Raw genomic sequence first — 12878 nt, 5'->3', positions numbered from 1 at the left:
CTGGCAGTGGAAGGCAGGAAATCCCCATCGCCCATATAGATCGCGATCACCGACTGCGACCCCGCCTTGAGCCCCGACACCGTCACGGAAGCCACACCACTCGCGTCCAACCGCACGAACTTGCGGGGAAGCGCATCAATGATGAACTGCACCGTCCCAGAAGGCGTTCCGGCACCAGGAGCCACCGCAGCCACCGTTGCCGTAAAGGTGACCGGCGCCCCCTCCTGCGACGGATCGGGCGACGCAGACAACTGCGTACTCGTCGAAGCCCTCACGACCGCATGCTGGAACGAACCGCTCGAACGCGAGAACTGATCAGAACCGTTGTAGGTCGCACTGACCGCATGCGTACCCGTCCCCAGAGACGTAGCCGTGACGCTCGCCTTCCCACTCGGATCCAGAGGCACGGAGTAACTACCGCCCCCACTCCCATAGATCACAAAAGTGACCGTCCCCGTCGGAACACCCTGACCCGGCTGGACAGAAGTGACCGTGGCAGTGAAAACCACGTCCTGCCCAAAGACCGACGAGATAGGCGAGGAAGTCACCTGGGTGAGAGTCCCGGCCCGGTTGACGGTGTGGGTGTCGGTGCCGGTGGAGGAGGCGAAGGCGGCGTCGCCGTTGTAAGTGGCGGTGATGCCGTGGTTCCCGCTGCCGAGCGTGCCCACGCTGACGCTCGCGACGCCGGACGCGTTGAGCGGGGCGGTGAACGCGCCCCCGCCGGCGCCATCAACGGTGAACGTGACCGTGCCGGTCGGCGTCCCCGAACCCGGCGTCACCGCAGCCACCGTGGCACTCAACGAGACCGGCTGCCCGAACACCGACGGATCAGGGACGGACGTCACGACGGTGCTCGTCTGCTTCTGCGTCGGCGTCACCGTATGAGTGCCTCTGGCAGTGGAAGGCAGGAAATCCCCATCGCCCATATAGATCGCGATCACCGACTGCGACCCCGCCTTGAGCCCCGACACCGTCACGGAAGCCACACCACTCGCGTCCAACCGCACGAACTTGCGAGGCAGCGCATCAATGATGAACTGCACCGTCCCAGAAGGCGTTCCGGCACCAGGAGCCACCGCAGTCACCGTTGCCGTAAAGGTGACCGGCGCCCCCTCCTGCGACGGATCGGGCGACGCAGACAACTGCGTACTCGTCGAAGCCCTCACGACCGCATGCTGGAACGAACCGCTCGAACGCGAGAACTGATCAGAACCGTTGTAGGTCGCACTGACCGCATGCGTACCCGTCCCCAGAGACGTAGCCGTGACGCTCGCCTTCCCACTCGGATCCAGAGGCACGGAGTAACTACCGCCCCCACTCCCATAGATCACAAAAGTGACCGTCCCCGTCGGAACACCCTGACCCGGCTGGACAGAAGTGACCGTGGCAGTGAAAACCACGTCCTGCCCAAAGACCGACGAAGTAGGCGAGGAGGTCACTTGAGTGATGGTGGGTGATGCCACGGTGCGCCCCTTTCGTGCTGCCAGCCGTTTCCTCATCACCCCGCGAAAGCTGCTGCGCGTCTCCGTGATTCAGGCGCAACGCCCCCTCCTCGCGACGGAGTTGGGAGCAAAGGCAAGAGCACGTCTTCGGACGGTGCCCCAGTTGAACCGAGGCATCGGGGTACGGCGGCCAATACCATTGATGAACTCACGCTTCGAAAAGGCACACCAGGGGCAAAGTGTGCAATTCCCCTGAATGGAGCAGCGCGCGGGAGCGTGGGGGGCGTGAACTTCGACTTCGAACAGCGCATGTTCTTGGCAGCCGCTCCTGAGGCGCCCCCTCCGAGGCCCCGTACCGCGCGTCACCCGCACATGCAGGCTTCGAAACTGCCCTCGATCACCAACCGCCTCGCCGGAACGCCCGGTTCCCAACCGCCATCCTTCTGCGCGGCGGCCGCCGTGCGAGACGACTGCGCTGACGACGCGGCTGGTGTTCGGCGAGGTTTGAACCATCGGGCCCGGCTGGGGAACAGATCCACCCGCGTGCGTGCTCCGCCGCCATCGTCACCTGCCAACGCCCCAAGGTCTCCCACAACCCGCGCATGAGCGTTTCGCACTTCACCGCGGCCGCCGACACCCGTCAGGGATGTCCCCACTCTGGCCGCGGCTACGTGCTCGCCTGGCTCCTGCGAGAACCTGCAACCGGCGTCGTGGCGCATCGGCATGACATCTTCCTGCAGGCACCGGACGAAACCTTCGCCCGCTGGCCCTTCACAGCCCGCGAACACTGCCCCAGCGTCAACTCGTCATGTCAAGACGGGATCCAGCTGTGCCAAACCGGTTGTTCTGCTCGATGAAGCGCCCCGAGAAGCGGTCTTGTGGGGCGTGGGGAATTTGTGGGACAGCCTGGCTGATACGCCAGCACATAGCGTTTCTGGCCTGCGGAACCGCCGGGAATCTGACATCCTCCGGACCTGTGTGCCCGGGGGCGCGCCCCTCCCCTGCCAGGAGACGTACTCGTTGCAGATCCCAAATACGTCCCACAGGCCTTGAAGCCAAGGACGCGGGAAGCGCATCGTTGCAGGTCAAGGCATGGATGTTACTCAACAAAACAAGCGACTTCCAAGCGTTGGCCAGCTTTGACCGAGTATCCGACACCACACCAACTTGGTCAGGGACTGTGACTCGCGTAGGTGCCTGGCTCTCGAGGGGGCTCGCGCCAGCTGTACGAACCGCGAGCACCGCGCCGGACGTCAGTTCGTGAGGGTCTCCGTGGGGCTGACTCCGTAAGTGCGGGCTAGAGGTGTTGCTCGCTTCCAGCGAAGACGGCCCAGCTTGGGGGGATGTCCAGATCGCTTCCGCTGTGTTCAGCGCGCATGGCACAGTCCTCACCATGTCGTTGTCTGATATGCCGGACTGGCTGCCGGCCTGGTGTGTGGACCAGTTGGGGAATGAGCCGGTCAGCGTGCTGTTCGAACTGCGGTCGATCTCGATGGTGTTCGGTCTGCGGCTGGCCGATGGACGGGACGTCGTGGTGAAGGCGCGGGAGGACGACGGCCGGGCCACTTCTTGTGTTGCCACCCAGGCCCGACTGGCGGAGCGAGGGATTCCATGTGCCCGACCGCTCACGCCCGTGGTCGGCGTCGGTGCGCTGGCCGTACATGCCGAGGAGTCTCGGCCCGGCGGTGAGCTGCTGGGCGGCGACACACCGGAGGTCGCCGTGCGCTACGCGACCGTGTTCGCCCAACTGATGGCCGAATTGGCTGACGTGACGGTTGCCCCGCCGCTGCCGAACCCGCGCTGGGTGCGTTGGGACCACGAGGATTCCGGGCTATGGCCGACGATCGAGTTCCTCGATGAGCGAGACCAGAGCGCCGTGCCTGCGTACGTGGTCGACACAGCTGACCGGGCCCGTAAGCGGATGCTGACCGCCGACCTGCCGTGCGTACTGGGCCACGCAGACTTCGAAGCACAAAACCTTCGCTGGCACGACGGGGCCGTGTGGGCCGTACACGACTGGGACAGCCTGGCGTGGCAGCCGGAGGCGGCACTGGTAGGTGCGGCGTGCGGAGCGTTTGCCAGCACCTCGCCGCCGACCCTGGCCCCGATCGAGAGCTCTTCCGCGTTCCTGGCGGCCTATCAGGATCTCCGCGGACGCCGATTCACCGTGGACGAACAGGAGATTGCGTGGGCGGCCAGCTTGTGGCCGGCGGCGCACAACGCCCGCTGGGAGGCCCTGCACGACGCTCCCTTGGTCTCTGGTGACGCCGTCCGCGCACAGGCAGCCGAACGCCTCCGCCGAGCGAACGCCTAGCTGTGTTGAACCACTCGGCCCTTTCCCGCACCAGCTCAGGATCGAGGAGTTCGTGGCCAACGTCCTGAACACGACATCTCGCCACGTGGAACGCCTGTTTCTGCCACCCACCGCCCGTGGCCTTACAGACATCCACCACTGGCCCGGCCTCAAACATCTCGGCCTGAGGCCACTCGAGACCGGGCCCGGCATCGCCGACTGGCAAGCCATCGCAGAACACCCCGGCCTGGAGTCCTTCAATCTCCGCGCCTCGAACTTCGAAGACCTGATGGCATGCCAGGCAGGGATGGAACGTTGCCGTGTTCTCTACTTGCTCATCGACGGCGACGACATCGATCTGCACCGAGTGGCCCGATGTTCCCGTCGCTACACCACATTGCCCTGAACTCCCAGAGGACATCGACCTCGTGCCCTTGGCCGAACTCCCAGACCTCGCATCTGTCAATGTGAGCGAGGCGGGGCGCGTACACCGGACGCCCTCCCCGAGCCCGTCAACCTGACCGTCTTCCCCCGACCCCGATACGGCCTCCGGGCGAGCCCCTGAGCGAACCGTGCCTCAGGGCCAATCTCTGGGGGTGAACGGGGAATGGATCAAGGAAAACACGGCCCGCGCGGAACGCTCGCCCACCATCGCCCTGACCTGCACATACCCGCCGTGATCAGTACAGCTCGCTCGGGTGGGGGCCGAAGACGGTATTGAGTTCGGACTGCGGGATCTGGTTGTCGGCGTAGGAGAACGTGCCCAGGTCATGGAGTTCTCGGGCGGCTCGGCGCAGGTGGTGGTACATCGCCCGGGCGATGCTGCCGCCGACGGTGACCCGCCGTACGCCGAGCGCAGCAAGGTCGGCCAGGGATAGCTCGCTGCCGCTGAGTCCCATCACCACGTTCAGCGGGCCATCGATCTCGGCGACGAGCCGGGCGATGCTCTCCCTGTCTGCCGCGCCGGGAACGAACGCGCAGTCGGCCCCGGCCGCAAGGTAGGAGTTGGCCCGGTCGACGCATTCGGCCAGGGACCGTTGGGTCAGCAGTGCGTCCGTCCGTCCAACCAGGACGAACGGCTCACCGACCTTGTCCACCGCGGCGCGCGCGGCCCGGATCCGTTCGACCGCCAGCTCCCGGTCGTACAGCGGTCGCGTGCGGTCACCGGTGAAGTCCTCGATGTTGCCGCCCGCCGCACCCGCCTCCAGGGTCAGCGCGACAGTCTGCGCCACTTCGCCGGGCGACTCTCCGTACCCGTCCTCGAGATCGGCGCTTACCGGCACCCGCACCTCTTCGACGATCTCGCGAACCCGGCACAGCATCCGGTCGCGGTCGAGCCGCCCGGGGGTCGACTGCTCGGAGATGAAATCGTGGTCCGGTCGGCCGTAGGAGAACGCGATGCCCCCACTCGTTGTCGCCAGGGCCGTGAACCCGACCGACTCCAACATCCGGGCGCTTCCTACGTCCCATGCGTTGGGCAGCAGGAAGCAGCCGTGCTGGTGCAGCTCGACGAAATGCCGCGCCCTGGCCCGTCGCGCCTCTTCCGGACCGCCTCGCGGAATCGTCCACTTTGGCTCTGTCATGACGGCAGACTCGTAACAGGGAAGCGTGCGGCCCACGACTCGAGCGGCAGAGCAACGGAAGTGATCACCGTGGACAGGGTGCGGTACCAGCCGGTGAGCACAAGCAGCTCCACCAACTGGGCGTCGTCGTAGATGACCTGCAGTTCCCGCCATGTGGCAGCGCGCACAGTGGCCTGGTCGTGGAGCTCGTCCACTGCGGTGACCAGCAGCCGTGTGTGTGCGTCGAAGACGGCGGCGTCAGCAGGTTGAGTGACGAACGCGTCGAGTAGTTCCCGCTCGAGGCCTGCTGCAGGGCCGGAGACCACTGCGTGAACACCCCATTCGTACTCCGCGCCGGCACGTGCGGTGATCCGGCTGATCACGATTTCCCGGTCGCGCGGGGGCAGCACACCGTGGTTGAGCAGGCCGGAGGCCATGGGATGCAGGCGGCCGGTCAGGCCGCGATGCAAGGCGAGGAGCCGGAACAGCAGCAACGGCTCCATATCCGAGCCGGGTGGCATCCACTTGGCCAGCAGTCGTCCCGTCTCCTCGTCATACGGAGGCGCCACCGGTGACATCCGCGGCTTGCTACTCATCGACGATGACGTCGTCACATCTGCCGCGGCCTGGGTCGTCTGCGACTCACGGCGCTGGGGCTCGGGCACTTCAACCTCCTTGGCAATGCTACGTTTTGTGTAGCACCCAGCATGCCGCTGCGCTTCCCGTGGCACAACACCTCAGATCGGGGAGCTTTGAGGATGAGCGATAGGCCCGTGCCAGCTGAAGACGCTCCCCTTCCCGGCAGGTCCATGCGCGAGGCGCTGACCGGACGACCGATCATGGCCGCGTTCGATCTACTGGGCCGGCGCTGGACTCTTCGGATCCTGTGGGAACTTCGCAATGGGCCTTCGGCTTCCGGGCACTGCAGCAGCCGTACGGCGACGTGCACGGTCCTGAAGCTCGAGCGCCTTCAGTGAAGCGACCGGCCCTCTGCCTGCCTGGCCGCCTATGGGGTATTCGCATGGGGATAGCCGGCGACCTTCTGGGCGCGAGTTCGATCCGTGCCTGCTGGTTCCTCATTTGTGCGCCGGGAGCCCCAGGACGTGGAGGGCCACGTAGTTGAGGGCGAACTCGTTGCTGACGGGGCCCGATCGGGCCAGGCGTGCGTCGAGGAAGGCATCCAGCCAGCCGTTGCGCTCGTCCCACGCCTCGGCGCCCATCACTTGCATCGCATGGTCGGCGGCGTCGTAGGCGAGGTCGGCCGTCAGCAGCTTGGCCATGTTGCACTCACCCGCCACGACAGACCCGTCGACGCCCCCGTCAAAGCGTGCGGCGGCTCGATAGACGAACAAGCGAGTCGCCTCGAGGCGCGAGTGGAGACCCGCCAACGGGTGCGAGATCGCCTGTTCCGCGCCGATTGCCAGCTTGCCTGACAGGACGCGTTCCTTCGCGCGCTCGACGGACTTGGTGATGCCGTAACTGGCAGAGCCGATGCAGAGCGCTGCGGTGAGGATCCGCTCGACGTGTGTGAACGGCCACATCACCAGCAGCCCCTGGCCCGCTGCACCGACAAGGGCATCCGCGGGCACCCTCACGTCGTTGAGCTCGAGCTGGAACTGCTTGACCCCTTCGCGCTGACGCATCGGCAGCTCGGTCATCGTCGCCCCCGCGGCGTGCGGGTCGAGGAGCACCGTGGTGTAGCCCGTCGACTCACCCTCCGCGGTCTTCGGAGAGCGACCGAACACCAAGACGCGCTCGGCGACGTCGAGGCCGGAGGCGATCCGCTTGAGTCCATTGACGACGAAGTGGTCGCCGTCGCGACGCACTTCGGTCGCCGAACGGAACAAGTTGTGGCCGACCTGAGGCTCCGTGGTCGCCATCCCGAAGAGCGAGTCACCGGAGGCGATCCGTCCAAGCCATGCCTCCTTGGCGGGGCCGGGGCCGACTTGGGAGATCGCGTAAGCAATCGCGGCCGACAACACCGGCATCCACAGCACCATGTTCTGTTCGGCAAACGCCTCCAGCACGACGGTCATACCGAGCAGACCGCCCTCCGTACCGCCGTACTCCGCCGGGAGTATCAGCCCCGGCCAGCCGCGGTCGCAGAACGCCGCCCACAACTCCGGATGCATCTCGCTGTGGTCGAGCAAGTGCTGTCGGACCTCCCGAGCCCGCGGGGCGAATTCCGCGGCCACCGCGCGGGCATCGGCTTGCAGCTGCGCGTGGCCCGGAGCAAGCCCGAACGGTTCGATTTGCGTCGAGACGGCGGTCATCGGATCTCCTCTTCGCTCGCGTTTCGAAGGAGAGTATCACTCCGGAGTGCTACTCTAACCGCCTATGGAAACTCGCGAGCAAATCCTCAATGCAGCGCTCGAGTGCTTCACCGAGGATGGGTATGAAGCCACCACGATCACGCGTATCCGCGAGCGTGGCGGAGTCTCGAACGGTGCGCTGTTCCACCACTTCCCGACCAAGGACGCGATCGCCGGCGCCCTCTACGTGGACGCGATGCAGTCCGTCCAAGACCGCTACTGGAGGGTGCTCGCCGAACGCCCGGCGACGTTGGCCGAGGCAGTGAGCGGCGTCATCCACCAACAGCTGTCGTGGATCGAGGCCAACACCCGACGCGCTCGGTTCCTCTACGCACAGGGGCATCTCGACTGGTCCACGCATGCCGGCGAGGAGCTGCAGGCCCTCAACCGCGACCTTGCCTCCGCCTATCGCGACTGGCTCGCTCCGTTCATCGAGAGCGGCGACGCGCGCGACCTGCCTCTGGTCGTCGTCATCGCGGTCGTCAACGGCCCGGCCCATGCCGTCGCCCAGCGCTGGCTCGCCGGGCAGTTGCACGGATCTCTCAACGACTACGCCGACGATCTCGTCAACGCCGCCGTCGCCGGCCTCACAGGCTCGCCCACAACCAAGCCATCACTCACTGCGGCCCGTCCAACTGAAGGACGGATGCGCGTGCAACTCCTCGCCGGCGACGGAAGGGTCGTCGCCGAAGGCGAGGCCACCGCCCAATTGACGGCCGTCAACGGCGCACTTGGATCGGCCGCGGCCCGCCAGCAGGCCGATGGCGCGTGAGAGCTCAGCAGACCAGCTGGGCGGTCGTTGCGGCCTTCAGTCGATGGTCATGCCGTGCAGTACGGCGCCGCGATCCGGCTCAGGTCAGGCCTGGCTGCGGTACGGGCGGCACCGGCGTCCCGTCACGTCCGTTGTCCGGGACGCCGTGTGGGCGCGTGCCGTCGGTTCGGGCCTCCAGCGCGCGCAGCACGGCCACCATGTCCTCGCCGCCGTGGCCCTCCGCGACGGTCTCGTCGAAGAGGGCGTGGCAGACATCCAGGAGAGGGGAGGACAAGTCGGCCTTGCGGGCGGCTTCCGCGATCAGCCGGTTGTTCATCAGGACGTCCTCGGCCGACGCCTGAACGGCGAAGTCACGGTTCAGCAGCTTGGGCGCCTTCATGCGGGAGACGGGGCTGGCCATAGGGCCTGCCTCCAGAACGTCCAGGAACCGGCGTCGGTCGAGCCCGTGCCGGTCGGCGAAGTGGAATGCCTCGGTCAGGCCTGTTACTTGCGTGATCAGGAACAGATTGACCGAGAGTTTCATCAGCAAGGCACCCGGGACGGGGCCGCAGTCGAACGTCTCACGGCACATGGGGGCGACCAGGGGCCGTACGGTCTCCACAGCGTCTTCGTCGCCTGCCAGCATTGCCACCAACTGCCCCTGTTCGGCGGGGACTCGGGAGCCCGAGACCGGCGCTTCGGCGTACTTCCCGCCCGCGGCATGGATGTCACCCTCCAAGGCAGCCGAAAATTCCGGCGAGGTCGTTCCCATGTGGACCACGGTGCGTCCGGCAACTCGTTCGGCGAACTCCGGTGTGCGCCGCCCCAGAACCGCGTCGATTGCCGTCTCGCCGGCCAGCATGAGGATCACGACGCCGGCCCGGTCGAAGACCTCGGCGGGACGGGCCGCGATTTCGGCTCCCGCTTCGCCCAAGGCTTCGGTCCGGGTGGTGGTGCGGTTCCAGACGATGAGCGGTGTCCCGGTCCGGGCGAGGTTGAGCGCCATGGGCTGTCCCATGACGCCGAGGCCGATGAAACCCACGTACACGATGCACCGCCGTCTCTGACCGACGCCCGGATCGAGCCGTCGCCTTTGCTTCCCTACAGGTCCGCGAGGTCCCCGTGCTCACAGATCATGACAGCGGTCATAGTAGTGCGACCTATGACGGCAGTCATAGAGTGGGTTCGAAAATTCTTGAGCAGCAGGGGGAGGTCGAGGATGACCACGTCGGAACGCGGGCCACGAGAGCGGATGGTCTTCAGCGCGGCTCAGCTCATCCGGCGCGAGGGAGTCTCGGCAGCGGGGATGCGTGATGTCGCCGCGCACGCCCGGGCGCCCCGCGGATCGCTCCAGCACTACTTTCCCGGCGGCAAGGAGCAGCTCGTCAACGAGGCGGTGGGCTGGGCGGGCCGGTACGCGAGCGATCGTGTCGCGCGCTTCCTTGCCGCACTGCCCGAGCCGAAGCCCAGCGAGCTGTTCGCCGAAATGGTGCGCCAGTGGACCGACGAGTACCAGACCACCGGATTCGCCGGAGGCTGTCCCGTCGCCGCTGCCACCGTGGACCGCGCGGAGTCCACCGTGTCAACACGGGAGGCCGCATCCGCCGCTTTCACCACCTGGACCGAGTCAGTGGCCCAGGCGCTGGCGGACATGGGTGTGCCCGCAGAGCGGGCAGGAGCGCTGGCCACACTCATGATCGGCGCCCTGGAAGGGGCCATCCTCATCGCCCGGGCCGAGCGAAACGTCCGCGCCCTGACAACGGTCTCCCAGGAACTCGGCCCCCTCCTCGACGGGGCGGTAGGCAGAGCCGGCTGACCCTGGCCGCCGCATCAACCAGGCGAACCCCGCTTCCTGGTCGATCAAGCGTCGCCCCGCGATGGTGGGCGCGGTGACGATTTCATCGGACTTGCGCTAACCGCGCAGCCCCTTGAGCCCGTCGTAGGCGGACATGACGATCTCCAACCCCCTGGTGTCCTCTGCCGGTTCGCGCATCTGGTTGGTCACGTACGCCACCACCATCTCCGCCTCGGGCTCGATCATCACCAGCGAACCACCCCAACCGCCCCACCCGAAAGTGCTGCCGAACAGCCCGTAGCCCAGACCCCAGCGCACCGGCATCCCCAGTACCCGGTCATCACCGCTGAACTGCTCCTCCCACGCACGCTCACACCCCGCCGCCGACAACAGCGGTGCCCCGGACACGGCCCCTCCGCACGCCAACACCGACTGCACGAGGGCGACCGAGCGGGCGTTACCGAAGCCGCTCGCCGCGGGGATCTGCGCGCGCCGCCAGGCCACGCTGTTGCCGTCGCGAACGCGGATGGCGGTGCCGGCGGCGTGAGCGGCGGCGTCGCCACCGGACGCGCCGGCCCGGTACTCCGCATCCCGGCCCGGCGGCGGGACGGCGAGCGCCACGCGCGGATCGTGCTCGGCTGCCAGCCCGATATGAAAGTCCGCCCCCAGCACCCCGGCCACCTCGTCTGCGAAGAACTCACCCACGCTCCGCCCGCTGACCCGCCAGACCACCTCGCCCACCAGGAAGCCCTGGGTGAGCGAGTGATATCCGGCCGCACTGCCCGGCTCCCACTGCGGGGCCTGCGCGACGAGCCGCGCCGTGGCGGACGGCCAGTCGTAGAGCTCCTCGACGGTCCCCTCCCAGTCCGGCAGCCCCGCGGTGTGCGAGAGCAGGTGCCGGACAAGGACCTTCTCCTTGCCGGCCGCGGCGAACTCCGGCCAGTACCGCGCCACCGGCGCGTCCAGGTCGAGCTCGCCCCGGTCCGCCAGGATCAGTGCGCACAATGCGGTCATCGTCTTGGTGACGGACCAGACGTTGACGATCGTGTCCCGCTCCCACGGCACGGTGCGCTCCGCGTCGGCGAACCCGCCCCACACATCCACGACGGGCTCCCCGCCCACGAACACCGCCACCGACCCACCCACGTCCCCGCCGTCCAGCAACGCGCCGAGCGCAGTGGGCACCGCGGTGAACAGGTCGTCGTACGAGCCCTGAATGTCAGCCATGGTCCGCATTAGCCCGCATCGGCGTGACGGGCGGCAACCCAATTACCTTCCGGCGAATGAGGTGCCAGCCCTCCACTGCTGGTCATCCCGCACCTATCAAGCGAGCGACGGCCCGCGGCCCCCTTCAACGCCTCGGAAGGCCCCGACCAACTGCCCTTGCCAGAGCCCAAGGGCTGCATCAGGTAGTCGCCTCGCATAGGCGTCTGATTCGCTGGGCAAACGTGGCCGGCGCGTGGAGCATCGAACGACTTGCGCAACGACAGATACATGGCCCGCAGCATCCGCGGTGATACAGGGCGGACGGGCGGAGGGGAGCGCAGAGGTTCTGGGACTGCGTCAACACCGCCGGCGCACTCCCACTACTGGTCATGATCTCCATCCCCCTCACCGTGCTGGTGAGCGTCATCTGGATGACCCGCATGACCACCTGAAGTCCCCCACGGGAAGCCGGCCCGGGGCCCCACAGACCCCGGGCCGGCCCCACCACCGCCGCAACCGGCAAGCAGACGGACAGGACGGCAGACCAGCAGCCACGCGCAGCGGGCAGAGAGACCGACCCGCAGACCGGCAGACAGGCAGACCGGCGGACCAGGCGGACCGGCAGACCAGGCGGGGCCCCGCCACCCCTCCGGCGCACCCCCAGCGGGGCGCAGCACCGCCCGGGCCGCGGGCGGGTTCAGGAGAGCCAGTCGCTGTAGTGGGTGGGGGCGATACGCGCGTCCTCAGGGGCGGTGAGGACACCGTCGTGCACGGCGGCGAACATCCCCGCGGTGTCGTCGGTGACGACACCGTGCCCGTCGCCCTTCGCGGCCAGGGTGATGCGGCCGAGTTCGTCGAGGGGGTAGGCGTCCGGGCCGGCGACGTCGAGGACGCCGTCCAGGGGTTTCCCGGCGGCGACATCGGCGACGGTGGCGGCGACGTCTACGGCGGCGATGGGCTGCAGCCGCGTGCGGGGCAGGCGGGTGGTCTTCCCCTCGGTGGTCCAGGAGAGGATCGCGTCGATGAATTCCATGAACTGCGTCGCGCGGACGATCGAGTACGGGATCCCCCCGGCCTTGAGGAGGTCTTCCTGGAGCACCTTCGCCCGGAAGTAGTCCAACTCCGGGACCTGGTCCGCTCCGACGATGGAGAGGATGACGACGTGCCCAACGCCTGCCTCCCGGCTCGCGGCGAGGAGGTTGTCCATCGAGGTCCGGAAGAAGCCCGGCGAGGCGTCGTCGAAGGTCGGGGAGTTCGTCAGGTTCACCACCACCTCCGCCCCTGTGACGGCTTCCGCCACACCCGCGCCCTCGATGACGTCCACGCCCGTGGAGAGGGAGTGCGGGACGGCTTCGTGCCCGGCACGCTTCAGCCTCTCCACGACCTGCGATCCGATCAGTCCCGTTCCGCCGATGACTGCGATCCTCATCCGCTGCCCTTCCTCCCGACGACGCGCCCAGCCACTCTGACCTCATGGAGCCACGAAGACACCCGCAGTGCACGCGCTGAGGCCGAAG

The 12878-nt window shown here is 67.4% G+C and carries 10 protein-coding genes and 3 pseudogenes; 4 read left to right on the top strand and 9 right to left on the bottom strand.

Annotated features, from left to right (window positions below; all coding sequences use genetic code 11):
- Positions 1–41: 41 nt before the first annotated feature.
- From G4Z16_RS32850 to G4Z16_RS33390, 3 pseudogenes are all read right to left on the bottom strand, one after another.
- Positions 42–191, bottom strand: a pseudogene (locus G4Z16_RS32850) (hypothetical protein); the annotation flags it as partial.
- Positions 192–350: 159 nt separating this feature from the next.
- Positions 351–1142, bottom strand: a pseudogene (locus G4Z16_RS33395) (Ig-like domain-containing protein); the annotation flags it as partial.
- 99 nt (positions 1143–1241) lie between these two features.
- Positions 1242–1499: pseudogene (locus G4Z16_RS33390) on the bottom strand (Ig-like domain-containing protein); the annotation flags it as partial.
- A gap of 1306 nt (positions 1500–2805) precedes the next feature.
- Between G4Z16_RS33390 and G4Z16_RS31935 the strand changes: the two are divergent.
- Together G4Z16_RS31935 and G4Z16_RS31930 are read left to right on the top strand one after the other, a co-directional pair.
- Positions 2806–3756, top strand: coding sequence for a protein kinase family protein (locus G4Z16_RS31935; protein WP_216865983.1), 951 nt, complete (start codon positions 2806–2808; stop codon positions 3754–3756).
- 52 nt (positions 3757–3808) lie between these two features.
- Positions 3809–4141, top strand: coding sequence for a hypothetical protein (locus tag G4Z16_RS31930; protein ID WP_197354032.1), 333 nt, complete (start codon positions 3809–3811; stop codon positions 4139–4141).
- 274 nt (positions 4142–4415) lie between these two features.
- Here G4Z16_RS31930 and G4Z16_RS31925 read toward each other — a convergent pair whose 3' ends face one another.
- The 3 genes from G4Z16_RS31925 to G4Z16_RS31915 form a co-directional block, all read right to left on the bottom strand.
- Entirely contained in the window at positions 4416–5318 is a 903-nt protein-coding gene (locus G4Z16_RS31925; protein ID WP_197354031.1) for an isocitrate lyase/PEP mutase family protein, read from the bottom strand.
- A complete protein-coding gene (locus G4Z16_RS31920) occupies positions 5315–5962 on the bottom strand; it encodes a carboxymuconolactone decarboxylase family protein (RefSeq protein WP_246531183.1) in 648 nt (215 codons plus the stop codon). The genes G4Z16_RS31925 and G4Z16_RS31920 overlap by 4 nt, the downstream gene beginning before the upstream one ends.
- Positions 5963–6373: 411 nt before the next feature.
- Positions 6374–7570 (bottom strand): acyl-CoA dehydrogenase family protein, encoded by a 1197-nt coding sequence (locus G4Z16_RS31915; RefSeq protein WP_197354030.1) that lies wholly within the window; start codon positions 7568–7570, stop codon positions 6374–6376.
- Between the two features lie 64 nt (positions 7571–7634).
- Here G4Z16_RS31915 and G4Z16_RS31910 point away from each other — a divergent pair, with 64 nt between their 5' ends.
- On the top strand, positions 7635–8381 hold the full coding sequence (locus G4Z16_RS31910) for a TetR/AcrR family transcriptional regulator (RefSeq protein WP_197354029.1): 747 nt from the start codon (positions 7635–7637) through the stop codon (positions 8379–8381).
- A gap of 79 nt (positions 8382–8460) precedes the next feature.
- Here the strand turns inward: G4Z16_RS31910 and G4Z16_RS31905 are convergent, their stop codons facing one another.
- A complete protein-coding gene (locus G4Z16_RS31905) occupies positions 8461–9408 on the bottom strand; it encodes an NAD(P)-dependent oxidoreductase (RefSeq protein WP_197354028.1) in 948 nt (315 codons plus the stop codon).
- 171 nt (positions 9409–9579) lie between these two features.
- On the opposite strand from G4Z16_RS31905, the gene G4Z16_RS31900 reads away from it, so the two are divergent.
- Entirely contained in the window at positions 9580–10176 is a 597-nt protein-coding gene (locus G4Z16_RS31900; protein ID WP_197354027.1) for an LmrA/YxaF family transcription factor, read from the top strand.
- Between the two features lie 96 nt (positions 10177–10272).
- Here the strand turns inward: G4Z16_RS31900 and G4Z16_RS31895 are convergent, their stop codons facing one another.
- Both G4Z16_RS31895 and G4Z16_RS31890 read right to left on the bottom strand, forming a co-directional pair.
- Positions 10273–11382 carry a serine hydrolase domain-containing protein gene (locus G4Z16_RS31895; protein WP_197354026.1) on the bottom strand — a complete coding sequence of 370 codons (1110 nt, stop codon included), beginning with the start codon at positions 11380–11382 and terminating at the stop codon, positions 10273–10275.
- A gap of 676 nt (positions 11383–12058) precedes the next feature.
- Entirely contained in the window at positions 12059–12790 is a 732-nt protein-coding gene (locus tag G4Z16_RS31890) for an SDR family oxidoreductase (RefSeq protein ID WP_197354025.1), read from the bottom strand.
- Positions 12791–12878 lie beyond the last annotated feature (88 nt).

This window comes from Streptomyces bathyalis (assembly GCF_015910445.1).
Classification (GTDB): Bacteria; Actinomycetota; Actinomycetes; order Streptomycetales; family Streptomycetaceae; genus Streptomyces; species Streptomyces bathyalis.
This window is presented reverse-complemented; position numbering and strand designations above follow the sequence as displayed.